Origin of the sequence: Kosakonia sp. LAM2021 (assembly GCF_016620385.1) — a bacterium.
GTDB lineage: Bacteria > Pseudomonadota > Gammaproteobacteria > Enterobacterales > Enterobacteriaceae > Kosakonia > Kosakonia sacchari.
The window spans coordinates 220,569-245,463 of sequence record NZ_JAENHT010000006.1; the positions used below are offsets into that span (position 1 = coordinate 220,569).

A 24,895-nucleotide genomic window follows, 5' to 3' on the forward strand; every position below is an offset into this window, starting at 1 on the left:
CTTAACTCCCTGTTTCTAATAAATCGGTCTGATAATCACCCGCAGGGTAGCGGAACGGAACCGGGCCATCGGCAATGCCATCCAGGAACTGACGCACGCGCGGATCGCTGTTCTCTTGCAACCCTTGCGCACTACCGTGGGCGACAATTTTCCTGTCAGCCACAATATAGGCGTAATCAGCAATACTCAGCACTTCAGGAACATCGTGGGAAACCACAATACAGGTGACACCCAGCGCGCTATTCAGCTCGGAGATCAGCTTCACCAGCACGCCCATCGTGATAGGGTCCTGACCTACAAAGGGTTCATCGAACATGATCAGGTCCGGTTCCAGCGCGATCGCTCGCGCCAGCGCGGCGCGTCGTGCCATACCGCCTGAGAGTTCAGATGGCATTAAGTCCGCTGCACCGCGCAGCCCTACTGCTTCTAGCTTCATCATCACCGTGCTTCGCAGCAACGGCTCGGGCAACAGAGTGTGCTCACGCAAAGGATAGGCAACATTGTCAAAAACGTTCATATCCGTAAACAACGCGCCAGACTGAAACAGCATGCTCATTCTTTTGCGCACGGTGAACAGACGCGAACGGGTCATCTCTGGCACGTTTTCGCCATCGAATAAAATCTCACCGCTATCAGGCGGGATTTGTCCACCGATCAGACGCAGGAGCGTCGTTTTGCCGATCCCTGAAGGTCCCATAATGGCGGTAATCTTACCGCGTGGTACCGTCAGTGAAATATTGTCAAAGATTGGGCGGCTGCCGCGGGAGAAGCTGACGCCACGAACATCGACCAAATTCGCCACAGTCTGGCTCATTTCCTCTTCCTTATAAGCCTCGTCGGCCACAAGCATGACGCTTGATAACATCACGAACCCAACATTTTTACAGAATATTACCTGCTGGGGTTAGCGAAAGCTGGCATTTGTTTTACTTTTGAGCCGCATAAAGTCAAAATTAGGAATCATTACGCTACGCGGAACTCCCGGTTTTACCCGGCATGGCAGCCTGCGAGCCGGCGGATTATACCTGAAGAAAGGACGTTAGATGCTTTTAGCGACGGCGCTATTGATAATTGGTTTACTCTTAGTGGTCTACAGTGCCGATCGTCTGGTGTTCGCTGCTTCGATCCTTTGCCGCACATTCGGTGTGCCGCCTTTAATCATCGGCATGACCGTTGTAAGCATCGGTACCTCACTACCTGAGATAATCACTTCCGTCGCCGCATCGCTGCATGGGCAGTTGGATCTGGCTATCGGCACGGCGATCGGCTCTAACATCACGAATATCTTGTTGATCCTCGGCGTCGCCGCGCTTTTACACCCTTTTACCGTACATTCCGATATTCTGCGCCGCGAATTACCGTTAACCTTGGTAGCCAGTCTGCTGGCAGGCGTGGTGTTGTACAATGGGCACCTCAGCCGCTTTGACGGCATTATTTTACTGTTATTAGCCGTGCTATGGCTGGTGTTCATTGTTAAAATTGCCCGCCTGGCCGAACGCCAGGGCAACGACAGTCTCACCCGAGAGCAGGTGGCGGAGTTACCGCGAGACGGCAGCCTCTCAGTCGCGTTCCTCTGGCTGGGCGTAGCGTTAATCATTATGCCAATGGCAACACGTATGGTGGTGGATAACGCGACAGTGGTTGCGAACTACTTTGCTATCAGCGAGTTGACCATTGGCCTGACGGTTATTGCTATCGGTACTGGCCTGCCTGAACTGGCGACAGCGATTGCCGGTGCGCGCAAAGGCGAAGACGATATCGCCATTGGCAATATTATTGGTTCAAACATCTTTAACATTGCTCTCGTACTGGGTTTGCCCGCGCTGATTGCGCCGGGCGACTTTAACCCGATAGCCTTTACGCGTGATTATGGCGTGATGTTGCTGGTCAGCGCCCTTTTTGCCCTGATTTGCTGGCGACGTAAGCAAATCAGCAGAGGTGTCGGCGCACTGTTGTTCGGTGGGTTTATCGTGTGGCTGGCGCTGCTCTACTGGCTGTCGCCGCTTTTGACTGGATAATCGGATACGCATTATGTCGCAAATAGATTTGCAGCCGGGTTTTGACTTTCAACAAGCAGGTAAAGACGTCCTGGAAATTGAACGTGAAGGCCTCGCAGAGCTGGATCAGTACATCAACGCCGACTTCACGCAGGCGTGCGAAAAAATGTTCTATTGCGCCGGGAAAGTGGTGGTGATGGGAATGGGCAAATCCGGCCATATCGGTAGAAAAATGGCGGCCACATTTGCCAGCACCGGAACCCCCTCTTTCTTTGTGCACCCGGGCGAAGCGGCCCACGGTGATCTTGGGATGGTCAGCCCGCAAGATGTGGTCATTGCACTGTCAAATTCAGGGGAGTCGAACGAGATCCTCGCGCTGATCCCGGTGTTGAAGAGATTAAAAGTTTCGTTGATTTGCATGACCAGCCGACCAGAAAGCAGCATGGCGCGCGCCGCCGATATTCATTTATGCGTTAAGGTTCCGAAAGAAGCCTGTCCGCTGGGTCTGGCCCCCACCTCCAGCACCACGGCGGCGCTGGTAATGGGCGATGCGCTGGCAGTCGCGTTGCTGAAAGCGCGCGGTTTTACGGCGGAAGATTTCGCCTTATCGCATCCCGGCGGCGCACTGGGCCGCAAACTGTTGCTGCGCGTCAATGACATCATGCATACCGGTGACGAAATCCCCCATGTCAGCAAAAACGCCAGCCTGCGTGATGCACTGCTTGAAATCACGCGTAAGAACCTGGGCATGACGGTTATCTGCGATGATTTGATGAAAATTGAAGGCATCTTTACCGACGGTGACTTACGCCGCGTGTTCGATATGGGCGGCGATGTCCGCAGCATGGGTATTGCCGATGTCATGACGCCCGGCGGTGTTCGGGTACGTCCCAACACACTGGCAGTGGATGCGCTGAATCTGATGCAATCCCGGCACATTACCTCCGTGTTGGTGGCCGATGGCGACCAGTTGCTGGGTGTGTTACATATGCACGATTTACTGCGCGCTGGCGTAGTGTAAAGAAGGACATAAGAATGAGTAATGCTGGCGCGTCGCTTGCGACCTGTTATGGGCCGGTAAGCACGCAAGTTATGGCGAAAGCGGAAAAAATACGCCTGTTGATTCTGGACGTGGACGGCGTGTTATCCGATGGGCTCATCTATATGGGCAATAACGGAGAAGAGCTGAAAGCATTTAATGTGCGCGATGGTTACGGGATCCGCTGTGCGCTCACTTCCGACATTGAGGTTGCCATAATTACCGGGCGAAAAGCTAAACTAGTGGAAGATCGCTGCGAAACGCTAAAGATTAAGCACTTGTATCAAGGTCAGTCGGATAAACAGCTCGCTTACCGCGAGCTGCTGGCAAAACTGGCGCTCACCCCCGAGCAGGTTGCTTATGTGGGTGATGATCTGATCGACTGGCCAGTGATGGCGGAAATTGGCTTGAGCGTTGCCGTTGCCGATGCCCATCCGCTGCTGCTTTCGCGCGTGGATTACGTTACGCGCATTAATGGCGGCCGGGGCGCTGTTCGTGAAGTCTGTGATTTGTTGTTGCTGGCGCAGGGCAAGCTGGATGAGGCCAAAGGGCAATCGATATGAGTAAAACCAGACGTTGGGTCATCATTCTGCTGGCGCTGGCCGCACTGATCCTGATAGGGATCAACTTGACGGCTCAGGATGATCCGAATCCGGTCGCCACCAACAATGCCGACCCGACTTACAAAAGCCAACATACGGATACGGTGGTTTATAGCCCGGAAGGGGCACTTAACTACCGGCTTATCGCGCAGAACGTGGAATACTTTTCTGCTGAAGGTGTGAGTTGGTTCGCGCAGCCCGTCCTGACAACATTCGACGAGAATAAGGTTCCAACCTGGTCGATAAAGTCAGACAAAGCGAAGCTGACCGATGACAAAATGCTTTATCTTTATGGACATGTTGAAGTCAATGCGCTGACGGCGGACGCCCAGCTGCGAAAAATCACCACGGATAACGCCCAGATTAACCTGGTAACGCAGGATGTTACCTCGAATGATCAGGTCACGTTGTACGGTACAACATTTAATTCCACCGGCCTGAAAATGCGCGGCAATTTACGCAGCAAAAACGCCGAGCTGATTGAAAAGGTTAGAAGCTCCTATGAAATTCAAAACAAACAAACGCAGCCTTAATCTTGTATTGGCCACCACGCTTTTGGCCGCCGCGCTTCCGGCGCTCGCCGTGACCGGGGATACCGATCAACCTATCCATATCGACTCCGATCAGCAGTCGCTGGATATGCAGGGCAATGTCGTGACCTTCACCGGTAACGTCGTGGTAACCCAGGGGACGATTAAAATTAATGCCGACAAAGTCGTCGTTACCCGTCCGGGTGGTCAGCAAGGTAAAGAGATCATTGACGGCTACGGCAACCCGGCGACCTTTTACCAAATGCAGGACAATGGCAAACCCGTTAAGGGCCACTCCTCGCAGATGCATTACGAACTGGAAAAAGATTTCGTTGTGCTGACCGGTAACGCCTATCTGGAACAGCTGGATAGCAATATCACCGGTGACAAAATCACTTATCTGGTGAAAGAGCAGAAAATGCAGGCGTTCAGCGACAAAGGCAAACGCGTGACCACCGTTCTGGTTCCGTCGCAGTTGCAGGATAAGAGCAACAAACAAACCCCGGCTCCGGCGCAAAAAAAGAGTAACTAATTCGTTATGGCAACATTAACTGCAAAGAATCTCGCCAAGGCTTATAAAGGCCGCCGCGTAGTTGAGGATGTCAGTCTGACCGTCAACTCTGGCGAAATCGTCGGGCTGCTTGGCCCTAACGGCGCAGGGAAAACCACCACCTTTTATATGGTGGTAGGTATTGTGTCGCGTGACGCGGGCAACATCATTATTGATGATGAAGACATCAGCTTGCTGCCGCTGCATGCACGTGCGCGCCGCGGTATTGGTTATCTTCCGCAGGAAGCCTCGATTTTTCGCCGCCTGAGCGTCTACGATAACCTGATGGCCGTCCTACAAATCCGCGATGACCTGACCTCAGAGCAACGCGAAGATCGCGCCAATGAGCTGATGGAAGAGTTTCACATTGAACATCTGCGCGACAACATGGGGCAATCGCTCTCCGGTGGCGAGCGTCGTCGTGTGGAAATTGCCCGCGCGCTGGCGGCGAATCCGAAATTTATCCTGCTGGATGAACCCTTTGCCGGCGTTGACCCGATCTCCGTTATCGATATCAAACGTATCATTGAACACCTGCGTGACAGCGGCCTGGGCGTGCTGATTACTGACCATAACGTTCGTGAAACGCTGGCAGTATGTGAGCGTGCTTATATCGTCAGCCAGGGGCATCTCATTGCGCACGGAACACCGCAGCAAATCCTTGAAGACGAACACGTTAAGCGCGTGTATCTTGGGGAAGACTTCAGACTCTGATAGGGTAGGGTTTATTGACGTTTTTTGTCGGAGAGTGCTGCTCTGAATATGAAGCAAGGTTTGCAACTAAGGCTCAGCCAACAGCTAGCCATGACGCCACAACTGCAACAGGCCATCCGCCTGCTGCAGTTGTCCACGTTGGAACTTCAGCAGGAACTTCAGCAAGCGCTGGAGAGTAATCCATTGCTGGAACAAACTGATCTTCATGAGGAAGTCGATAGCCAGCAGGTTCAGGAAAATGACGGTCTGGATACCGTCGACGCTCTCGAACAAAAAGAGATGCCGGATGAGTTGCCGCTGGATGCCAGCTGGGATGAAATTTACACCGCAGGTACTCCTTCCGGCAGCAGCCACGACTACATTGACGACGAATTGCCTATCTATCAGGGCGAAACCACGCAGTCATTGCAGGATTACCTGATGTGGCAGGTAGGGCTGACGCCCTTCTCTGACACCGATCGTGCTATCGCAACGTCCATTGTCGATGCCGTTGACGAAACAGGCTATCTCACCGTTTCGCTGGAAGAAGTGCTGGAGAGCATGGGCAATGATGACGTGGGGCTTGATGAGGTTGAGGCCGTACTTAAACGCATTCAGCGCTTTGATCCCGTTGGCGTTGCCGCGCGGGATCTGCGCGATTGCCTGCTGATCCAGCTCTCGCAGTTCGCCAAAGAGACACCGTGGTGTGAAGAAGCCCGACTTATCATTAGCGATCATTTGGATCTGCTCGCTAATCACGATTTCCGCACCCTGATGCGCGTGACGCGTCTGAAAGAAGAGGTGCTGAAAGAGGCAGTAAATCTGATCCAGTCTCTGGATCCGCGCCCGGGCCAGTCGATCCAAACCAGCGAACCGGAATATGTGATTCCGGATGTTCTGGTACGCAAACATAATGGTCGCTGGACGGTGGAACTGAACTCCGACAGCATTCCACGTCTGCAAATCAACCAGCATTATGCCTCGATGGGCGGCGGCGCACGTAACGATGCCGACAACCAGTTCATCCGCAGTAACTTGCAGGAAGCGAAGTGGTTGATCAAAAGTCTGGAGAGCCGTAACGACACGCTGTTGCGCGTTAGCCGCTGCATTGTTGAGCAGCAGCAAGCCTTCTTTGAACAAGGCGAAGAATTTATGAAACCGATGGTGCTGGCCGATATCGCCCAGGCCGTCGAGATGCACGAGTCGACGATTTCTCGTGTAACGACCCAGAAGTACCTGCACAGTCCTCGCGGCATTTTCGAGCTGAAGTATTTCTTTTCCAGCCATGTCAATACCGAAGGTGGTGGCGAAGCCTCCTCTACCGCTATTCGCGCACTGGTGAAGAAATTGATCGCCGCAGAAAACCCTGCAAAACCGCTGAGCGACAGTAAGCTGACGACCCTGCTTTCCGATCAAGGAATTATGGTGGCGCGGCGTACCGTTGCGAAGTATCGAGAATCTTTATCCATTCCGCCGTCGAATCAGCGTAAACAGCTGGTTTGACCCAACCGATAAGGAAGACACTATGCAGCTTAACATCACAGGACAAAACGTCGAGATCACTGATGCTCTGCGTGAATTTGTGACCACGAAATTCGCCAAGCTTGAACAGTATTTCGAAAGGATCAATCAGGTCTATATTGTGTTGAAAGTGGAGAAAGTGACTCACACCTCGGATGCGACGCTCCATGTCAATGGTGGCGAGTTGCATGCTAGTGCGGAAGGGCAGGATATGTACGCTGCTATTGACGGTTTGATTGATAAACTGGCGCGGCAGCTCACGAAGCATAAAGATAAACTGAAACAACACTAATTGTCCGAGCGTCCGTCTGGCGCGTTGCACCCTACCGTAACCCGGTAGGGTGGCTGGCTCTGGCGTCGCTCAGGTGAAATTATGATGAATAACGATTCAGCTCTTCAATTGAGCAATGTCCTTAACCAGGAATGTACCCGTAGCGGCGTTCACTGCCAGAGTAAAAAACGTGCTCTGGAAATCATCAGTGAACTGGCGGCAAAACAGTTAGGCTTACCGCCACAAGTCGTCTTTGAAGCGATTCTTACGCGCGAGAAAATGGGCAGCACCGGCATTGGAAACGGTATCGCTATTCCTCACGGTAAGCTTGAAGAAGACACGCTTCGCGCCGTTGGCGTTTTTGTGCAACTCGAAACGCCCATTGCCTTCGACGCTATCGATAATCAGCCTGTCGATCTGCTGTTTGCCCTGTTGGTGCCAGCGGATCAAACCAAAACGCATCTGCATACGCTCTCGCTGGTCGCCAAAAGACTGGCGGATAAAACCATCTGCCGGCGCCTGCGCAGCGCGCAAAGTGATGAAGAGCTGTATCAAATCATCACGCAGACGGAAGGTGAAAGCGACGATGCGTAACGGGAAGGAAACCTTTTTATCAGTCGTACTGAGGAGAAATGGTTCATGGTCCTGATGATCGTCAGTGGTCGTTCGGGTTCAGGGAAATCCGTCGCTCTGCGCGCCCTGGAAGATATGGGTTTTTATTGCGTCGACAACCTGCCGGTCGTGCTGCTGCCGGAGCTGGCGCAGACGCTTGCCGAGCGCCAGACTTCCGCAGCCGTCAGTATTGATGTGCGAAATATGCCGGAGTCGCCGGAAATTTTTGAACAGGCGATGAGCAATCTGCCGGACGCCTTTTCACCGCAGTTATTGTTTCTTGATGCCGATCGAAACACGCTGATCCGCCGTTACAGCGATACGCGCCGCCTGCATCCGCTTTCCAGTAAAAATCTGTCGCTTGAAAGCGCGATTGACGAAGAGAGTAACTTGCTGGAACCGCTGCGTTCCCGTGCGGATCTGATTGTCGATACCTCGGAAATGTCGGTGCATGAGCTGGCCGAAATGCTGCGTACGCGCCTGTTAGGTAAGCGCGAACGTGAACTGACCATGGTTTTCGAATCCTTCGGTTTCAAGCACGGCATTCCTATCGATGCAGATTACGTCTTTGACGTTCGTTTCCTGCCGAACCCGCACTGGGATCCTAAATTGCGCCCGATGACCGGCCTCGATAAACCCGTCGCGGCGTTCCTCGACAGACATACGGAAGTGCACAATTTTATCTATCAGACGCGTAGTTATCTCGAGTTGTGGCTACCGATGCTGGAGACCAACAACCGTAGTTATCTGACCGTAGCCATCGGTTGTACCGGTGGTAAACACCGCTCCGTCTATGTCGCCGAACAACTGGCGGATTATTTCCGCTCGCGCGGTAAGAACGTTCAATCCCGTCACCGTACGCTGGAAAAACGCAAAACATGACCGTAAAACAAACCGTTGAGATCACCAATAAGCTGGGAATGCATGCGCGCCCGGCCATGAAACTGTTTGAACTGGTACAGGGCTTCGATGCGGAAGTGCTGCTGCGCAACGATGAAGGCACCGAAGCCGAAGCCAGCAGCGTGATTGCGCTGCTGATGCTCGATTCGGCAAAAGGTCGGCAAATTGAAGTGGAGGCCAGCGGCCCGCAGGAAGAAGAAGCGCTGGCGGCAGTGATTGCGCTGTTTAACGCCGGGTTTGATGAAGATTAATTCAGTACAGCTTGTTGCGCTCCAGGAAATCTTCCCCGCCTAGCTGCCGCATCTGGCGCAGGATCCATGCCTGACGGCTGCGTACATAGCCAGATGGCGCGGCGGCCTGAAAACGGATCGGGTTTGGCAATACGGCGGCCAGTAGCGCCGCTTCCGACATGGTTAAGCGGCTCGCCGGTTTATGGAAATAGCGCTGCGATGCTTCCTCAACGCCGAACACTCCATCGCCAAATTCCGCAATATTAAGATAAACGGTCAGGATCCGCCGCTTGGTCCACACCGTTTCCATCCCAAGCGTCAGCCCTGCTTCCAGCCCTTTGCGCACCCAGCTTTTTCCATCCCACAGCAACAGGTTTTTCACCGTCTGCTGTGAAATCGTCGATGCACCGCGAATACGGTTCTCATGGCGCTCGTTATGCGAGAGCGCTTTCTCAATGGCGCTAAAATCCAGCCCCCAGTGATCGGGAAAACGCTGATCTTCAGCGGCCACCACCGCCAGTGCCATCCACGGCGAAATATCATCCATACCAACCCAGTCGGAGTGCGCGACATAGCCAAAGTCACCGCTAAACCACGCGCTCAGTTGGCGTTCAACCATCACGGCGGAAAAAGGCACCGGCAGGAAGCTGAACAGCACAATGCCGCCTCCCCAGAAGAGCGCCAGAACGCACAGAATCCGCAGAGCAATGCGCTTTAAGTTGGATTTCAGCGGGCCACGAAACCATTTCCTCATTCGGTCAGCACCAGTACGCGCGCCACCAGCTTTTCGATACCGGAGGCGGCCTGCGCGATGTTCTCCGCCAGCATATACGCCGGCGTCGTCACCACTTTGTGCTCCTCATCGACAACAATATCGTCGACCGGACAAGGCACATGCTCAGCGCCCATCTCTTCCAGCACTTCGGCGGTATCAATATCCGTGCCGATTGTCAGGCGTAGGGGAAAATCGAAAATTTTCGGCAACATCGCCGGTGCGATGCACATAAAACCGAGCGGTTTACCTGCTTTGTGCATTTCCAGCGCCAGCGTTTTCAGGCTGCTGTCAACGGTGCATTCACTGCCGAGGCTGGCAAAATCACTGAGGTTTTTCGCCGCGCCAAAACCACCCGGAACAATCAGCGCATCCAGATCGTTTGCAGATGCCAGCGATAACGGCTGGACATTGCCACGGGCAATACGGGCGGATTCAATCAGTACATTACGGCGCTCAGCCAGCGTCTCGCCCGTCGAATGGTTTACCACATCGCTTTGCCATTTATCGGGAGCGAAACAGACCGCCTGCGCACCATGACGGGCAATTGCTAGCAGCGTAATCACCGCTTCATGAATCTCCGAACCGTCATACACACCTGCGCCACTGAGAATCACGCCGACTTTTTTCATTTTGCTCATCCTTTATGCAACGTACTGACGATAATTAAAAATTTTGATAAGGGAGCCTTGCTTCACACATTTCACTGATTGATGTAACAAATCATTTAAGATTTGCTATCTTATGTGCGTGTGGTCGAATTTTTTCAGGCTACGCCCTTGCAAAAAATAACAATAACTCAATTACGGCGCAGCCACGATTTCCCTGGTGTTGGCGCAGTATTCGCGCACCCCGGTTAATCCGGGGTCATTTTTTTCCAGCGTCCGCCACCCAGGCTTTTAACACCGCCACATCGTTGCGCCACTCCTGCTTCATCTCTTCCACCCAGTCGCCAACATTGTCCCACCAGGCAGGAAGATCGGGAGACTGAATCTGCTGGCCAAGCTGTTGCAGATGGCGCAGCCCGACAGAACCTGCGGCGCCTTTAATTTTATGGCCCTCTTCCACAATTCCTTTTTGGTCGCGCGCGGTCAGGTTTGATTCAAGCACGCTCAAATACCCCGGCATCATTTTTTCAAACACGTCCAGCCCGTCAGTAATCAATTTCGGCCCGACCAGCTCGATATACTGCTCAAGCATGGCGGTATCAAGCAGGGTTTGTACTTTGCTGTTGTCCATGGTTGTCACTGGCTCCTCCTCACTTTCACTCGCGTCCCAGAACTTTTTAATCATGGCAGTTAATGCCGGGACTGCCAGCGGTTTGCTTAATACATCATCCATGCCCGCATCGAGGTATTCCTGTTTATCTTTCAGTACGTTGGCGGTAAGTGCCACCAGCGGCGGTAAATCCTCACGCGCGTAACGGCGGGTCAACTCTCGCGAAATATCCAGCCCGGTCATATCCGGCAACTGAATATCCAGCAACACCAAATCGTATTCACCCGGCGTGAACATCTCCAGCGCAGCAGTGCCGGTCATGGCGACATCCACGCTGCTGCCCAGTTTTTCCAGCACCGAGCGCGCGACAATCACGTTCAGCTCGATATCTTCCACCAGCAGCACATGCAACGCCGGAAGCGGCATATCATCATCTTCAAACGCGTCTTCAACTTCTTCCGCCACCGCCGGAGCGTGAATGGTCAAGGTAAATATCGAACCCGCCCCAGGCTCACTGCTGACGGTAATGTCGCCGCCCATGTTTTTCGCCAGGCGGCGCGAAACGGCCAGGCCAATGCCAGTTCCTGTCGCCGGTTTACCGCCGTGGCTATCTTTCACCTGGTAATACATGGCGAAAATTTTATCCTGCTCATCGCGGGGAATACCGATCCCGGAATCCTGCACTTCAAAGTGCAGCATATCGCCTTCGTCATAACGCACGCGCACCACGACCTGCCCTTCACGGGTAAATTTGACCGCGTTGCTGATAAGGTTCCACAGGATCTGGCGCAAACGCGTACCGTCCGTAACCACCTGATGCGGCAGCGGCAACGTTGGATCAAGGACAAAGCGCAACCCTTTCTGGTGCGCCTGCAGGGCAGACAGGTTTTCCAGATCGGCCAGGAAACTGGTGAAATCAAGCGGTTGATTATCCAACTGGACTTTGCGCCGCTCCATCTTATCCATGTCGATAATATCGTTGAAAATATTGCCGAGCGTTACGGCGGAGACATGGATCGTCTTCAGGTATTTTTCCTGCTCTTGCGTTAAATCGGTATCCAGCAGAATACGGCTTAACCCAACAATGCCATTCAGCGGCGTACGCAGCTCGTGGCTGATGGTGGAAATAAAGGTGGTCTTATCCCGGCTGGCGCGCTCCAGCGCGTCCTGGTAGCGTTTACGCTCGGTGATATCGCGACCAAAGCCCATCAGCCCATGGCGTTTACCGACGCGATCGTAATACGGGACTTTGCGGATCTCGAAACAGGCTTTGCGGCCGTCCGGGTAATCCAGCCACTGTTCGTAGGTTAAAGAGACGTTGTGACGGAAAACTTTTTCGTCGGTCTCGATCACTTTTTCTGCCGCTTCCGGCGAGTAGACATCCTGCGGTTTGAGGTGAATAAGCTGTTTCTCGCTCTTACCGGTCAGCAGCTCCATCGCCCGGTTACAACCGGAGAACTCTTTGTCTTCATTGCGATAGAACACAAGATCCGGCGAAGCGTCGAGGAAGGAACGCAAAAAAGAAGATTGCTGCTCGAGCTGGATTTGCGTCTGCTCACGCTCCTGCATCTCTATTTTGAGTTTTTCAAAGGTTTCCTGGCGCTCGGCTTCCGCTTTCTCGCGGTCGCTGATCTCCTGGTTAAGCTTGGCAATATTGTCTTTCAACTGCACATTGAGCTTCAGGTCGCGATCGCGCATCTCTTCCAGTTTCTCGACCAGCCGCGACAAACGCTGGCGCGACTCTTCGAGCTGCTCAACCACCACCGACAGGAAATAGACCGCCCATGGCGTGATCAGCAAGCCAAAAAAGATGGAGCGGATAACATCAATGTTTTCCACTTTCCCCTGCAACACCATGGTAACGGCCATCTGCACCACGATTGCCAGCACCACTAGCGCCAAAGCAAGCAGCATGGAAAAACGCACCAGACCCAGCTTCATCATCAGGTCGACGTAATATTGCGCCAGTAAACGGATTTGCTTCATAGAGATTTCCTCGAACAATTCCGCTCAATAATACTCAATTATGAGCAAGGCGTTGAAGCTTGTGCGAAAAATGCAGAGGTGATTAGCGTTTCGCGATGAGATCAGACAGGTAATTGCCAGCAACGCCCCAGCGCAGAACCTTGCCCGCCCTGCTCTTTGAGGTAGCGATCCAGCTCGACCATTCCCGTCCAGCGGTTTTCACACCACAGCGGGGCAAGCAGTGTCGGGCGGCGTGCGCTGGCGGAAACTCGGTGGAAAATCACCTCCGGCGGCGTATGGCGAATCATTTCGCCGGCAATCACGGTGTACTCTTCCAGTTCTATTCCATTGAGGCGCCCCGCTTCCCACGCCTTCGCCATAATGCTGCCTTTCACGATATGTAAAGGATGTAACTTGATGCCGTCGACGCCGGTCTCTACAACGCGCTGTATCGTCTCCAGGCACTCCACGTGGCGCTCGCCGGGTAATCCGACGATAAGATGAGCGCAGACTTTCAGGCCGCGTTCGCGGGCTTGCCGCGTCGTGTGTTGATAACAGGCGAAGTCGTGCCCACGATTGATACGATGCAACGTTTTATCATGCGCGGTCTGCAAACCCAGCTCCAGCCACACTTCATAACCTTGCTCGCGGTATTCGCACAACAAATCCAGCACGGCTTCAGGGACGCAGTCCGGGCGTGTTCCCACACACAAGCCGACAATATTCGCCTGGCTGACCGCCTGCTGGTACATCGCACGCAGCACCTGCACTTCTGCCCAGGTGCTGGTGTACGCCTGAAAATAGGCGAGATAACGCCGGGCGCGGTTCACCAACTGCGCCTGGTGAGCAAGCTGTGCGGCAATGGATTGATGCTGCTGCGCTTCATCGGCAAAAGAGGCGACATTACAGAAAGTGCAACCGCCGCGACCAATGGTGCCATCACGGTTAGGGCAGCTAAAACCGCCATGTAAGGTCAGTTTATGGACTTTTTCGCCATAGCGGCGGGCAAGATCCCCACCAAACATATTGACTAATTTCTGTAACTGCATAATCTGAGAGGCCGCCCGAATAAAAGGGCGTAGCCTGCCACTTTTAGCTTTCGTCGGCGATGACCTGGATCAATCGCCCTGGAAGGCTTTTATTCATTGCATAATCAGTCAATATAATCGCAATTTCATTCATCCTTAAGACGATTACTTTTCCTTATGTCGCTGCGTTATTTTGCAGAAATACTATCACGCGTGAAAAACAGTGTGTTTATGCAACTCTGACGTACATAGCAGAATAAAAATCTGCCATTAAAACCCCACTCAGAATAGAACATCAGAAACAGCGCTTTTAGATAGTGAGTCAGATCACACTCGGCTGCCGCTTAGTAACGCGTTTATTGAATGTAAAAATCATTAAATAACCTTATTTATCAACGCAATAAACATTTTTTAGCACATTTTTGTATAAATAAGCTCGGCATTTGACCTGTGTACGGATTCCCGATAACTTGGGAATCCGCTGGAAGCTTTCTGGATGAGCAGTCTGCTCATCATATTTATGCAGTAATTGAGATTCCCTCTTAAGCAAGTCCTCAACACTTGTGTATCGATGCGAAAAGGAAATTAAAGAGGGCGACATGCGAGGCAATTGCCCCGTCGCCATGCTCTTTTTGTGCCTGTGCGTAACGTTCTGGAGGGGCTCTCGTAGAGCCTGGGGAGGTTCACTGATATGTTGTACGATAAATCTCTTGAGAGAGATAACTGTGGTTTCGGCCTGATCGCCCACATAGAAGGCGAACCTAGCCACAAGGTAGTGCGTACCGCTATTCACGCACTGGCCCGAATGCAGCACCGCGGCGCGATTCTCGCCGACGGCAAAACCGGTGACGGTTGTGGCCTGCTGCTGCAAAAACCCGATCGTTTTTTCCGTATCGTTGCGGAAGAACGCGGCTGGCGCTTAGCCAAAAACTACGCCGTTGGTATGTTGTTCCTGAACCAGGATCCCGAAAAAGCCAGCGCGTCGCGCCGTATTGTAGAAGAAGAACTTCAACGTGAAACCCTGTCGATTGTCGGCTGGCGCGATGTGCCAACCAACGAAGGGGTACTCGGTGAAATCGCCCTCTCCTCGCTGCCTCGTATTGAGCAAATTTTTGTTAACGCCCCTGCGGGCTGGCGTCCGCGCGATATGGAGCGCCGTCTGTTTATCGCCCGTCGCCGCATCGAAAAGCGCCTGCAGGAAGATAAAGAGTTCTACGTATGTAGCCTCTCGAATCTGGTGAACATCTATAAAGGTCTGTGTATGCCGGCGGATCTGCCGCGCTTCTACCTGGATCTGGCGGATCTGCGTCTGGAATCAGCCATTTGCCTGTTCCACCAACGCTTCTCCACCAACACCGTACCGCGCTGGCCGCTGGCACAACCATTCCGCTACCTGGCACATAACGGTGAAATCAACACCATTACCGGTAACCGCCAGTGGGCGCGTGCACGTACTTACAAATTCCAGACGCCGTTGATCCCCGATCTGCATGATGCCGCGCCATTCGTCAATGAAACCGGCTCCGACTCCAGCTCAATGGATAATATGCTCGAACTGCTGCTGGCGGGCGGGATGGATATTGTACGCGCCATGCGTTTACTGGTGCCGCCAGCATGGCAGAACAACCCGGAGATGGATCCGGATCTGCGCAGCTTCTTTGACTTTAACTCCATGCATATGGAGCCGTGGGACGGCCCGGCGGGCATCGTGATGTCCGATGGTCGTTTCGCCGCGTGTAACCTCGACCGCAACGGCCTGCGCCCGGCGCGTTATGTCATCACCAAAGACAAGCTGATCACCTGCGCCTCTGAAGTGGGGATTTGGGATTATCAGCCGGACGAAGTGGTCGAAAAAGGCCGTGTAGGCCCTGGCGAGCTGATGGTTATCGATACTCGCGGCGGGCGCATTCTGCACTCCGCCGAAACCGATGACGATCTGAAAAGCCGCCACCCGTACAAAGAGTGGATGGAGAAAAACGTTCGCCGCCTGGTGCCATTCGAAGACCTGCCGGATGAAGAAGTCGGCACGCGCGAAATGGACGATGACCTGCTGACAAGCTACCAGAAACAGTTTAACTACAGCTTCGAAGAGCTGGATTCGGTAATTCGTGTGCTGGGTGAAAACGGCCAGGAAGCGGTCGGCTCAATGGGCGATGACACGCCATTTGCCGTGCTCTCCAGCCAGCCGCGCATCATTTATGACTACTTCCGCCAGCAGTTCGCGCAGGTTACCAACCCGCCTATCGATCCGCTGCGTGAAGCGCACGTGATGTCGCTGGCGACCAGCATTGGCCGCGAGATGAATGTCTTCTGCGAAGCGGAAGGCCAGGCGCATCGTTTGAGCTTTAAATCGCCGATCCTGCTGTTCTCTGATTTCAAACAGCTAACGACAATGGAAGAGGAACACTATCGCGCCGATACGCTCGATATCACCTTTGACGTCACCGAAACCACGCTGGAAGAGACCATCAAAGCGCTGTGCGATAAAGCCGAGCAGATGGTGCGTAACGGCACGGTTCTGCTGGTGCTCTCTGACCGTAATATCGCCAAAAACCGTCTGCCGGTTCCGGCACCGATGGCCGTTGGTGCGATTCAAACTCGCCTGGTGGATAAGAGCCTGCGCTGCGACGCCAACATTATTGTCGAAACCGCAAGTGCGCGTGATCCGCACCACTTTGCGGTGCTGCTGGGCTTCGGCGCGACGGCAATCTACCCGTACCTGGCCTATGAAACGCTGGCGAAACTGGTAGACAGCAAAGCCATCGAAAAAGATTACCGCACGGTGATGCTGAACTACCGTAACGGCATCAACAAAGGGCTGTATAAGATCATGTCCAAAATGGGCATTTCGACTATCGCCTCTTATCGCTGTTCGAAACTGTTTGAAGCCGTCGGCCTGCACGATGACGTCTCCGATCTGTGCTTCCAGGGCGTGGTCAGCCGTATCGGCGGAGCCGGATTTGCTGACTTCCAGCAGGATCTGCTGAACCTCTCAAAACGCGCATGGCTGGCGCGTAAGCCGCTGGAGCAAGGCGGTTTGCTGAAATATGTCCATGGCGGCGAGTACCATGCGTACAACCCGGATGTGGTGCGCACGCTGCAACAAGCGGTACAGAGCGGCGAATACAGCGATTATCAGCAATACGCGAAGCTGGTGAACGAGCGCCCGGCGGCAACGCTGCGCGATCTGCTGGCGATTACGCCGAATGGCGAAGCGGTGAGCCTGAAAGATGTTGAACCGGCGACGGAGCTGTTTAAACGCTTCGATACTGCGGCAATGTCCATCGGCGCACTGAGCCCGGAAGCGCACGAAGCGCTGGCGGAAGCGATGAACAGCCTCGGCGGCTTCTCCAACTCCGGTGAAGGCGGCGAAGATCCGGCGCGTTACGGCACCAATAAAGTGTCGCGCATTAAACAGGTGGCCTCTGGTCGTTTCGGCGTTACGCCTGCGTACCTGGTCAACGCGGATGTTATTCAGATCAAAGTGGCTCAGGGGGCAAAACCTGGCGAAGGCGGTCAGTTACCGGGTGATAAAGTCACGCCGTACATCGCTAAACTGCGTTATTCCGTGCCTGGCGTTACGCTGATCTCTCCGCCGCCGCACCACGATATTTACTCTATCGAAGATCTGGCGCAGCTGATTTTCGACCTGAAACAGGTCAACCCGAAAGCGATGATCTCCGTCAAACTGGTTTCCGAACCGGGCGTTGGCACCATCGCGACCGGCGTGGCGAAAGCCTACGCGGATCTTATCACTATCGCCGGTTATGACGGTGGCACCGGCGCAAGCCCGCTATCTTCGGTGAAATATGCCGGTTGTCCGTGGGAGCTTGGCCTGGTAGAAACCCAACAGGCGCTGGTGGCTAACGGTCTGCGTCATAAAATCCGTTTGCAGGTGGATGGCGGTCTGAAAACCGGCCAGGACATCATCAAAGCGGCGATTCTGGGTGCGGAAAGCTTTGGTTTCGGTACCGGCCCGATGGTGGCGCTGGGCTGTAAATATCTGCGAATTTGTCACCTGAACAACTGCGCGACGGGTGTTGCAACCCAGGATGAGAAGCTGCGTAAAAACCATTATCACGGTTTGCCGTTCAAAGTGACCAACTACTTTGAATTTATCGCCCGTGAAACCCGCGAGCTGATGGCACAACTGGGCGTGAAACGTCTGGTGGATTTGATTGGCCGCACCGATCTGCTCAAAGAGCTGGATGGCTTTACCGCCAAGCAGCAAAAACTGGATCTGTCGAAACTGCTGGAGACGGCAGAACCGCACCCGGGTAAAGCGCTGTACTGCACTGAGCACAACCCGCCGTTTGATAATGGCGTGCTGAATGCGCAGTTGCTGCAACAGGCGAAACCGTTTGTCGATGAGAAGCAGAGCAAAACCTTCTGGTTCGATATTCGCAATACTGACCGTTCCGTCGGCGCGTTGTTATCAGGTTATATCGCGCAATCACATGGCGACCAGGGGCTGGCGGCAGATCCGATCAAAGCGCACTTTAGCGGCACCGCTGGCCAGAGCTTCGGCGTGTGGAACGCAGGTGGCGTTGAGCTGTATCTGACTGGCGACGCTAACGACTACGTGGGTAAAGGTATGGCTGGCGGCTTGCTGGCGGTACGTCCACCGGTTGGTTCTGCTTTCCGCAGCCACGAAGCGAGCATTATTGGTAACACCTGCCTGTATGGCGCAACCGGCGGTCGTCTGTATGCTGCAGGCCGTGCGGGTGAGCGTTTCGCGGTACGTAACTCCGGCGCAATCACCGTGGTGGAAGGTATCGGTGATAACGGCTGTGAATACATGACCGGCGGCATCGTCTGCGTGTTAGGTAGAACCGGCGTTAACTTTGGTGCGGGGATGACAGGCGGCTTCGCCTATGTGCTGGATGAAGATGGTGAATTCCGTAAACGCGTGAACCCGGAGCTGGTGGAAGTACTGAGCGTCGATGACCTCGCCATCCACGAAGAGCACCTGCGTGGCCTTATCACCGAGCATGTGCAGCATACCGGTTCGCAGCGCGGCGAAGAGATCCTGGCGAACTGGCCAGCCTTCTCCAGCAAATTCGCGCTGGTTAAGCCGAAGTCCAGCGATGTGAAAGCACTGTTGGGTCACCGTAGTCGTAGCGCAGCAGAGCTGCGTGTGCAGGCGCAGTAAGGGGTAGCAATGAGTCAGAACGTATACCAGTTTATCGACTTGCAGCGCGTTGATCCGCCGAAGAAAGCGCTGAAGATCCGTAAAATTGAATTTGTTGAAATCTATGAGCCGTTTTCAGAAGGCCAGGCTAAAGCACAGGCAGATCGCTGCCTCTCTTGCGGCAACCCTTACTGTGAGTGGAAATGCCCGGTCCATAACTACATCCCGAACTGGCTGAAACTGGCAAATGAGGGGCGTATTTTTGAAGCGGCTGAGCTGTCGCATCAGACCAACACCCTGCCGGAAGTGTGTGGCCGCGTTTGCCCGCAAGACCGGTTGTGTGAAGGCTCCTGTACGCTAAACGACGAGTTTGGCGCGGTAACCATCGGCAACATTGAACGCTATATCAATGATAAAGCGTTCGAAATGGGCTGGCGCCCGGATTTGACCGGCGTGAAACAGACCGATAAACGCGTGGCGATTATTGGTGCAGGCCCGGCAGGCCTGGCCTGTGCCGATGTACTGACCCGTAACGGCGTGAAAGCGGTGGTGTTCGATCGTCACCCGGAGATCGGCGGCCTGCTGACCTTCGGTATTCCGGCCTTTAAGCTGGAAAAAGAGGTGATGACCCGTCGTCGTGAAATTTTCACCGGTATGGGTATTGAGTTCAAACTCAACACCGAAGTGGGTCGCGACGTGCAGATTGACGAGCTGCTGCAAGAGTACGATGCGGTGTTCCTTGGTGTCGGGACTTATCAGTCGATGCGCGGCGGGCTGGAAAATGAAGACGCAAACGGCGTATTCGATGCACTGCCGTTCCTCATCGCCAACACCAAGCAGATCATGGGTTTCGGCGAAACGCCGGAAGAACCGTATGTCAGCATGGAAGGCAAACGTGTTGTAGTGCTTGGCGGTGGCGATACCGCGATGGACTGTGTGCGTACGTCAGTGCGCCAGGGCGCGACGCATGTTATCTGTGCCTATCGCCGTGACGAAGAGAACATGCCAGGTTCGAAACGCGAAGTGAAAAACGCGCGTGAAGAAGGCGTCGAATTCCAGTTTAACGTGCAGCCGCTCGGCGTTGAAATCAATGCAAACGGTAAAGTGTGTGGCGTGAAGATGGCACGCACCGAAATGGGCGCGCCGGATGCAAAAGGTCGTCGTCGTGCGGAAATCGTTGCTGGTTCTGAACATGTGGTTCCGGCCGACGCGGTTGTTATGGCATTTGGTTTCCGCCCGCACAGCATGGAGTGGCTGGCGAAACACAGCGTTGAGCTGGATTCGCAGGGCCGTGTGATTGCGCCAGAAGGCAGCGAAAATGCGTTCCAGACCAGTAATCCAAAAATCTTTGCCGGCGGCGATATCGTGCGTGGCTCCGATTTGGTGGTAACGGCGATTGCCGAAGGCCGTAAGGCGGCAGACGGCATCCTGAACTACCTCGAAGTGTAATATCTATGTAGCGACCAAAAAGGAGGCTTCGGCCTCCTTTTTTATGCGCATTTTACACGCAAAAAAAAGCAGAACCGTCAGGTTCTGCTTTTCAGGTTACTTCACCACACGCAGCGATGGACGCCCACCGCGCGGCGGCGGATCGTCATCAGGGCTGTTATCGTGATCGTCTTCGTGATCGGGTTTATCACCGTCGATAACCGACATCACCGTCTCGTTTTCCTGCGCAGAAGTATTGTCGTCATCGTTCAGGCTGACGACCTCTTCATCGTACGCGGCTTCCGGTTCAAACATCGTACCGGCACCGTTTTCACGGGCATAAACCGCCAGCACGGCAGCCATTGGCACTTCAACCTGACGCGGAACGCCGCCGAAGCGCGCGTTGAAACGCACTTCGTCATTCGCCAGTTCCAGGTTGCCGACCGCACGCGGCGCAATGTTCAACACGATCTGCCCGTCACGCGCATACTCCATCGGCACGCGTACGCCCGGCAACGTCACATCAACAACCAGATGCGGCGTAAGCTGGTTATCCAGCAGCCATTCGTAGAAGGCCCGCAGTAAATACGGACGGCGTGGAGACAGTTGTGACAAATCCATGCAATTAACCCCGGCCCAGGCGCATTTCGCGCTCGGCTTCTGTCAGAGAGGCAAGGAAGGAATCACGTTCGAAAACGCGCGTCATATACCCTTTCAGCTCTTTCGCACCGGCACCGCTCAGTTCGATACCCAGTACCGGCAGACGCCACAGCAGCGGTGCGAGGTAGCAGTCAACCAGGCTGAACTCGTCGTTCAGGAAGTAAGGCTTCTGGGTGAACAGCGGACCAATCGCCAACAGCTCTTCACGCAGCTGTTTACGCGCCGCGTCCGCCTGTGCGCCACTGCTGTTCTGGATGGTATTCATCAGCGAATACCAGTCCTTCTCAATACGATGCATGTACAGACGGCTCTCACCGCGCGCCACCGGGTAAACCGGCATTAACGGCGGGTGCGGGAAACGCTCGTCCAGATATTCCATAATAATGCGTGATTCCCACAGGGTGAGTTCACGATCTACAAGTGTCGGTACGCTTTGATTCGGGTTGAGGTCAATCAGATCCTGAGGAGGATTATCCTTTTCCACGTGCTCAATTTCGAAGCTGACACCTTTTTCGGCCAGCACGATACGGACCTGATGGCTATAGATGTCCACAGGACCAGAAAACAGCGTCATTACCGAACGTTTGTTGGCAGCGACAGCCATGAAAACCTCCAGGTATATATTCAGAATTTACTGCTACCGGACTTACTCGACCGGTCAGATGTTGAGTTAACTACCCGCGCGTACTGTCACTCTCGTTGTAAGGCAAACAAAAAATGAACAATCCCAGCCATTTGGGCAGAAAATTGGATGATAGTTTACCAGATTTTGCGGGCTTTGTGGTGAGGGGATTCTGGAAATGCTGAAAAAGAAGAGATAATCAATGGATTGCTGTGGATAACACGATCTTTATCCATAAAAAAACCCGGTTCGCACCGGGTTTTTTCGCCAATCGTTCTGCCGAAGCAGAAACCAATTAACGTTTGGAGAACTGCGGACGACGACGTGCTTTGCGCAGACCGACTTTTTTACGTTCAACCTGACGCGCGTCACGAGTGACGAAGCCAGCTTTACGCAGTTCGGAACGCAGGGACTCGTCGTACTCCATCAGAGCGCGGGTGATACCGTGACGGATCGCACCAGCCTGACCGGAGATACCACCACCTTTAACGGTGATGTACAGGTCCAATTTTTCAACCATGTCGACCAGTTCCAGCGGCTGACGAACTACCATGCGGGCAGTTTCACGACCAAAGTACTGTTCCAGCGAACGCTGGTTGATTACGATTTTACCGTTGCCCGGTTTGATAAACACGCGAGCGGCGGAGCTTTTGCGGCGACCAGTGCCGTAGTATTGATTTTCAGCCATTGCCTATAATCCCGATTAGATGTCAAGAACTTGCGGTTGCTGTGCCGCGTGGTTGTGCTCGTTGCCAGCGTAAACTTTCAGTTTACGGTACATAGCACGACCCAGCGGGCCTTTTGGCAGCATGCCTTTAACCGCGATTTCAATCACACGCTCAGGACGGCGAGCAATCATCTCTTCAAAGGTCGCTTCTTTGATACCACCGATGTGGCCGGTGTGGTGGTAATACATTTTGTCTTCGCGCTTGTTGCCGGTTACAGCAACTTTTTCTGCGTTCAGAACGATGATGTAATCACCCGTATCAACGTGCGGAGTGTATTCCGCTTTATGCTTACCGCGCAGGCGACGAGCCAGTTCGGAAGCCAGACGGCCCAGAGTTTTACCGGTCGCGTCAACAACATACCAGTCGCGTTTTACGGTTTCTGGTTTAGCTGTAAAAGTTTTCATTAAAAGCTTACCCAAATAATTAGTTACACGTTGGTGAACACCCAAACGTTTAGTCAGTTGAGGTTCACACGACATTGTCCAGCAAACCTACCCCTTCGAATAGCCTATGCCGGCGCAGAGAAAGTTTCGGGAAAAAAACCTTCTTGTAACGTGGGGTCGCAGGATTATAGAGAAGTCGGGGTCAAAGATCGACCCCTTTTCGTGATTTGACGCAGGTTTTGTCGCCCTCTGGCAATAAAAGAAGGCAAGGCCGCATCAGGGCATATGCGCGCGTTTCAGATATTCTTCGCTCTGCATCTCTTGCAAACGAGATAAACAGCGCTGGAACTCAAACTTCAGCCGCTCCCCCTGGTAAATGTCATGCAACGCTGCCGCGGCGCTAACCACCAGCTTCACGTGGCGCTCGTAGAATTCATCCACCAGCGCGATAAACCGGCGCGCTTCACTCTCCATCAGCGGCGTCATCACCGGCACATCAAATAACATCACCGTATGAAAGAGCCGTGAAAGCGCAATGTAGTCATGCTGGCTGCGGGCATCCACGCAGAGGGTAGAAAACGACACCGCCAGCGTCTGGTTTTCCACACCCAGCGTGGGCAATGGTCGATGATTAATCTCTAATTCCGGCGCGTGTTGTCGTGCCGCACCCGCTAACGCCAGCCATAGCTTGTCCATTTGCTGAGCGGTACTAGCATCTAACGGCGTTAACCACAGGTGCGCCTGCGTTAGTGTACGCAGGCGGTAATCCACACCCGCATCGACATTCATGATGTCGCAAAACTGCTTAATAGCGTCGATGGCAGGTAAAAACCGCGCCCGCTGCAAACCGTTACGGTACAGCTCATCCGGCGGAATATTCGATGTCGCCACCAGCGTGATACCGCGCGCGAACAGCGCTTTCATCAGCCCACCAAGCAGCATGGCATCGGTGATATCCGACACAAAAAATTCGTCAAAGCACAGCACATCGGTTTCGGCTTTAAAGCGGTCAGCCACGATTTCCAGCGGATCGCTTTGCCCCTGTAGAGAAGTCAGCTCTTCATGGACGCGCAGCATAAAGCGGTGAAAGTGCAGACGCTGTTTACGCTCGCCGGGCAGGCTTTGATAGAACATGTCCATAAGCCAGGTTTTTCCCCGCCCGACGCCGCCCCACATATAGAGGCCACGTACAGGTGCGGCTTCTTTAAGCTCACGTTTGCCGAGCAACTTGCCAAACTTCGCCATCAAACCGCCACTTTGCGGCGCGGCGGGTGCGCTGCGGTTAATTAATGCCTGGTAAATGACATCCAGCCGCGAGACGGCTTCTTTTTGCACATCATCCGGTTGATGACTACCCTCGTTCAGGGCATTTAAATATCGCGATGTTGGGGAAAGGCTCTGCATGGTGTTGTTGTTATTCCTTGAAAATCGATCCGCCCCCACAGGGTTGACGAAAAAAAGGCCGTTCTACACTACGCGATGCTGCGTCAGGATTCCACTTCTGCACGATTAGCGGTTATAGTGGCACAATCAGGCGCAGGCAGGAGCTTGCAGCCCACACCCTACGGAATCAAAAAACAACGGGAGAAGTTCATGACCTGGGAATATGCGCTAATTGGGTTGGTTGTCGGCATTATTATTGGTGCCGTGGGTATGCGTTTCGGAAACCGCAAATTGCGCCAACAACAGGCCTTGCAGTACGAGCTGGAAAAAAACAAAGCGGAACTCGAAGAGTATCGCGAAGAGCTGGTAAGCCACTTTGCCCGCAGCGCTGAGCTGCTGGATAACATGGCGCACGATTACCGCCAGCTTTATCAGCATATGGCGAAAAGTTCGTCCAGCCTGCTGCCGGAAATGTCCGCGGAAGAGAACCCGTTCCGCAACCGTCTGGCCGAGTCCGAAGCCAGTAACGATCAGGCGCCGGTGCAGATCCCGCGCGACTATTCGGAAGGTGCTTCCGGCCTGCTGCGCGGCGGCGCCAGCCGTAAATAATCGAACACATCTTAAATATTTGC

24 protein-coding genes are annotated in these 24,895 nt (G+C 53.7%); 14 read left to right on the top strand and 10 right to left on the bottom strand.

Annotated elements, in window-relative coordinates; genetic code table 11:
- Position 1 precedes the first annotated feature (1 nt).
- Positions 2-814: a phospholipid ABC transporter ATP-binding protein MlaF gene (mlaF, locus tag JKP81_RS14990; protein WP_017457328.1), complete on the bottom strand. Its 813-nt coding sequence runs from the start codon at positions 812-814 to the stop codon at positions 2-4.
- Positions 815-1,043: 229 nt separating this feature from the next.
- Between mlaF and JKP81_RS14995 the strand changes: the two genes are divergently transcribed.
- The 11 genes from JKP81_RS14995 to npr all read left to right on the top strand — a co-directional run bounded on the left by JKP81_RS14995 (position 1,044) and on the right by npr (position 8,966).
- Positions 1,044-2,018, top strand: a complete 975-nt coding sequence (locus JKP81_RS14995) for a calcium/sodium antiporter (protein ID WP_200552357.1) — start codon at positions 1,044-1,046, stop codon at positions 2,016-2,018.
- Between the two features lie 13 nt (positions 2,019-2,031).
- The gene (gene kdsD / locus JKP81_RS15000) at positions 2,032-3,018 is read left to right on the top strand and encodes an arabinose-5-phosphate isomerase KdsD (protein WP_017457326.1); all 987 of its coding nucleotides are present in this window, start codon (positions 2,032-2,034) and stop codon (positions 3,016-3,018) included.
- Between the two features lie 14 nt (positions 3,019-3,032).
- Entirely contained in the window at positions 3,033-3,599 is a 567-nt protein-coding gene (gene kdsC, locus JKP81_RS15005; protein ID WP_200552358.1) for a 3-deoxy-manno-octulosonate-8-phosphatase KdsC, read from the top strand.
- Positions 3,596-4,171, top strand: a complete 576-nt coding sequence (gene lptC, locus JKP81_RS15010; protein ID WP_200552359.1) for an LPS export ABC transporter periplasmic protein LptC — start codon at positions 3,596-3,598, stop codon at positions 4,169-4,171. Before kdsC ends, lptC begins: the two co-directional genes overlap by 4 nt.
- The gene (gene lptA / locus JKP81_RS15015) at positions 4,140-4,700 is read left to right on the top strand and encodes a lipopolysaccharide ABC transporter substrate-binding protein LptA (protein ID WP_017457323.1); all 561 of its coding nucleotides are present in this window, start codon (positions 4,140-4,142) and stop codon (positions 4,698-4,700) included. Before lptC ends, lptA begins: the two co-directional genes overlap by 32 nt.
- A 6-nt stretch (positions 4,701-4,706) precedes the next feature.
- Positions 4,707-5,432 carry an LPS export ABC transporter ATP-binding protein gene (gene lptB, locus JKP81_RS15020; protein ID WP_017457322.1) on the top strand — a complete coding sequence of 242 codons (726 nt, stop codon included), beginning with the start codon at positions 4,707-4,709 and terminating at the stop codon, positions 5,430-5,432.
- A gap of 48 nt (positions 5,433-5,480) precedes the next feature.
- Positions 5,481-6,914: an RNA polymerase factor sigma-54 gene (gene rpoN / locus JKP81_RS15025; RefSeq protein WP_017457321.1), complete on the top strand. Its 1,434-nt coding sequence runs from the start codon at positions 5,481-5,483 to the stop codon at positions 6,912-6,914.
- 22 nt (positions 6,915-6,936) lie between these two features.
- Positions 6,937-7,224 carry a ribosome hibernation promoting factor gene (gene hpf / locus JKP81_RS15030; RefSeq protein ID WP_017457320.1) on the top strand — a complete coding sequence of 96 codons (288 nt, stop codon included), beginning with the start codon at positions 6,937-6,939 and terminating at the stop codon, positions 7,222-7,224.
- A gap of 81 nt (positions 7,225-7,305) precedes the next feature.
- Positions 7,306-7,797 carry a PTS IIA-like nitrogen regulatory protein PtsN gene (gene ptsN / locus JKP81_RS15035; protein ID WP_017457319.1) on the top strand — a complete coding sequence of 164 codons (492 nt, stop codon included), beginning with the start codon at positions 7,306-7,308 and terminating at the stop codon, positions 7,795-7,797.
- A 45-nt stretch (positions 7,798-7,842) separates the two neighbouring features.
- Positions 7,843-8,697, top strand: a complete 855-nt coding sequence (gene rapZ, locus JKP81_RS15040; protein WP_017457318.1) for an RNase adapter RapZ — start codon at positions 7,843-7,845, stop codon at positions 8,695-8,697.
- On the top strand, positions 8,694-8,966 hold the full coding sequence (gene npr / locus JKP81_RS15045; RefSeq protein ID WP_007369893.1) for a PTS phosphocarrier protein NPr: 273 nt from the start codon (positions 8,694-8,696) through the stop codon (positions 8,964-8,966). The genes rapZ and npr overlap by 4 nt, the downstream gene beginning before the upstream one ends.
- 1 nt (position 8,967) lies before the next feature.
- On the opposite strand, the gene mtgA is transcribed toward npr, so the two are convergent.
- The 4 genes from mtgA to JKP81_RS15065 all read right to left on the bottom strand — a co-directional run bounded on the left by mtgA (position 8,968) and on the right by JKP81_RS15065 (position 13,949).
- Positions 8,968-9,699, bottom strand: coding sequence for a monofunctional biosynthetic peptidoglycan transglycosylase (mtgA, locus tag JKP81_RS15050; RefSeq protein WP_200552360.1), 732 nt, complete (start codon positions 9,697-9,699; stop codon positions 8,968-8,970).
- Complete coding sequence (gene elbB, locus JKP81_RS15055; protein WP_200552361.1) at positions 9,696-10,349, bottom strand: isoprenoid biosynthesis glyoxalase ElbB; 654 nt, start codon at positions 10,347-10,349, stop codon at positions 9,696-9,698. Before elbB ends, mtgA begins: the two co-directional genes overlap by 4 nt.
- Positions 10,350-10,584: 235 nt before the next feature.
- Positions 10,585-12,921, bottom strand: a complete 2,337-nt coding sequence (gene arcB, locus JKP81_RS15060; protein ID WP_200552362.1) for an aerobic respiration two-component sensor histidine kinase ArcB — start codon at positions 12,919-12,921, stop codon at positions 10,585-10,587.
- Positions 12,922-13,022: 101 nt separating this feature from the next.
- A complete protein-coding gene (locus tag JKP81_RS15065; protein WP_200552363.1) occupies positions 13,023-13,949 on the bottom strand; it encodes a TIGR01212 family radical SAM protein in 927 nt (308 codons plus the stop codon).
- 670 nt (positions 13,950-14,619) lie between these two features.
- Here JKP81_RS15065 and gltB point away from each other — a divergent pair.
- Together gltB and JKP81_RS15075 are read left to right on the top strand one after the other, a co-directional pair.
- Positions 14,620-19,080, top strand: a complete 4,461-nt coding sequence (gltB, locus tag JKP81_RS15070) for a glutamate synthase large subunit (protein ID WP_200552364.1) — start codon at positions 14,620-14,622, stop codon at positions 19,078-19,080.
- Between the two features lie 9 nt (positions 19,081-19,089).
- The gene (locus JKP81_RS15075; protein WP_200552365.1) at positions 19,090-20,508 is read left to right on the top strand and encodes a glutamate synthase small subunit; all 1,419 of its coding nucleotides are present in this window, start codon (positions 19,090-19,092) and stop codon (positions 20,506-20,508) included.
- A 96-nt stretch (positions 20,509-20,604) separates the two neighbouring features.
- On the opposite strand, the gene sspB is transcribed toward JKP81_RS15075, so the two are convergent.
- The 5 genes from sspB to zapE form a co-directional block, all read right to left on the bottom strand.
- Positions 20,605-21,108 carry a ClpXP protease specificity-enhancing factor gene (gene sspB / locus JKP81_RS15080; protein WP_175273260.1) on the bottom strand — a complete coding sequence of 168 codons (504 nt, stop codon included), beginning with the start codon at positions 21,106-21,108 and terminating at the stop codon, positions 20,605-20,607.
- A gap of 4 nt (positions 21,109-21,112) precedes the next feature.
- Positions 21,113-21,751, bottom strand: a complete 639-nt coding sequence (gene sspA, locus JKP81_RS15085) for a stringent starvation protein SspA (protein ID WP_017457310.1) — start codon at positions 21,749-21,751, stop codon at positions 21,113-21,115.
- 313 nt (positions 21,752-22,064) lie between these two features.
- Positions 22,065-22,457 (bottom strand): 30S ribosomal protein S9, encoded by a 393-nt coding sequence (rpsI, locus tag JKP81_RS15090; protein ID WP_000829818.1) that lies wholly within the window; start codon positions 22,455-22,457, stop codon positions 22,065-22,067.
- Positions 22,458-22,472: 15 nt separating this feature from the next.
- Positions 22,473-22,901, bottom strand: coding sequence for a 50S ribosomal protein L13 (gene rplM, locus JKP81_RS15095; RefSeq protein ID WP_004868222.1), 429 nt, complete (start codon positions 22,899-22,901; stop codon positions 22,473-22,475).
- A 255-nt stretch (positions 22,902-23,156) separates the two neighbouring features.
- Entirely contained in the window at positions 23,157-24,284 is a 1,128-nt protein-coding gene (gene zapE / locus JKP81_RS15100; RefSeq protein ID WP_200552366.1) for a cell division protein ZapE, read from the bottom strand.
- A 189-nt stretch (positions 24,285-24,473) separates the two neighbouring features.
- Between zapE and zapG the strand changes: the two genes are divergently transcribed.
- Entirely contained in the window at positions 24,474-24,872 is a 399-nt protein-coding gene (gene zapG, locus JKP81_RS15105; protein WP_017457307.1) for a Z-ring associated protein ZapG, read from the top strand.
- Positions 24,873-24,895 lie beyond the last annotated feature (23 nt).

Bases quoted from the DNA above. Each gene is read 5' to 3' on its own strand.
- mlaF (WP_017457328.1), bottom strand. From the start codon at position 814: ATGAGCCAGACTGTGGCGAATTTGGTCGATGTTCGTGGCGTCAGCTTC.
- JKP81_RS14995 (WP_200552357.1), top strand. From the start codon at position 1,044: ATGCTTTTAGCGACGGCGCTATTGATAATTGGTTTACTCTTAGTGGTC.
- kdsD (WP_017457326.1), top strand. From the start codon at position 2,032: ATGTCGCAAATAGATTTGCAGCCGGGTTTTGACTTTCAACAAGCAGGT.
- kdsC (WP_200552358.1), top strand. From the start codon at position 3,033: ATGAGTAATGCTGGCGCGTCGCTTGCGACCTGTTATGGGCCGGTAAGC.
- lptC (WP_200552359.1), top strand. From the start codon at position 3,596: ATGAGTAAAACCAGACGTTGGGTCATCATTCTGCTGGCGCTGGCCGCA.
- lptA (WP_017457323.1), top strand. From the start codon at position 4,140: ATGAAATTCAAAACAAACAAACGCAGCCTTAATCTTGTATTGGCCACC.
- lptB (WP_017457322.1), top strand. From the start codon at position 4,707: ATGGCAACATTAACTGCAAAGAATCTCGCCAAGGCTTATAAAGGCCGC.
- rpoN (WP_017457321.1), top strand. From the start codon at position 5,481: ATGAAGCAAGGTTTGCAACTAAGGCTCAGCCAACAGCTAGCCATGACG.
- hpf (WP_017457320.1), top strand. From the start codon at position 6,937: ATGCAGCTTAACATCACAGGACAAAACGTCGAGATCACTGATGCTCTG.
- ptsN (WP_017457319.1), top strand. From the start codon at position 7,306: ATGATGAATAACGATTCAGCTCTTCAATTGAGCAATGTCCTTAACCAG.
- rapZ (WP_017457318.1), top strand. From the start codon at position 7,843: ATGGTCCTGATGATCGTCAGTGGTCGTTCGGGTTCAGGGAAATCCGTC.
- npr (WP_007369893.1), top strand. From the start codon at position 8,694: ATGACCGTAAAACAAACCGTTGAGATCACCAATAAGCTGGGAATGCAT.
- mtgA (WP_200552360.1), bottom strand. From the start codon at position 9,699: ATGAGGAAATGGTTTCGTGGCCCGCTGAAATCCAACTTAAAGCGCATT.
- elbB (WP_200552361.1), bottom strand. From the start codon at position 10,349: ATGAAAAAAGTCGGCGTGATTCTCAGTGGCGCAGGTGTGTATGACGGT.
- arcB (WP_200552362.1), bottom strand. From the start codon at position 12,921: ATGAAGCAAATCCGTTTACTGGCGCAATATTACGTCGACCTGATGATG.
- JKP81_RS15065 (WP_200552363.1), bottom strand. From the start codon at position 13,949: ATGCAGTTACAGAAATTAGTCAATATGTTTGGTGGGGATCTTGCCCGC.
- gltB (WP_200552364.1), top strand. From the start codon at position 14,620: ATGTTGTACGATAAATCTCTTGAGAGAGATAACTGTGGTTTCGGCCTG.
- JKP81_RS15075 (WP_200552365.1), top strand. From the start codon at position 19,090: ATGAGTCAGAACGTATACCAGTTTATCGACTTGCAGCGCGTTGATCCG.
- sspB (WP_175273260.1), bottom strand. From the start codon at position 21,108: ATGGATTTGTCACAACTGTCTCCACGCCGTCCGTATTTACTGCGGGCC.
- sspA (WP_017457310.1), bottom strand. From the start codon at position 21,751: ATGGCTGTCGCTGCCAACAAACGTTCGGTAATGACGCTGTTTTCTGGT.
- rpsI (WP_000829818.1), bottom strand. From the start codon at position 22,457: ATGGCTGAAAATCAATACTACGGCACTGGTCGCCGCAAAAGCTCCGCC.
- rplM (WP_004868222.1), bottom strand. From the start codon at position 22,901: ATGAAAACTTTTACAGCTAAACCAGAAACCGTAAAACGCGACTGGTAT.
- zapE (WP_200552366.1), bottom strand. From the start codon at position 24,284: ATGCAGAGCCTTTCCCCAACATCGCGATATTTAAATGCCCTGAACGAG.
- zapG (WP_017457307.1), top strand. From the start codon at position 24,474: ATGACCTGGGAATATGCGCTAATTGGGTTGGTTGTCGGCATTATTATT.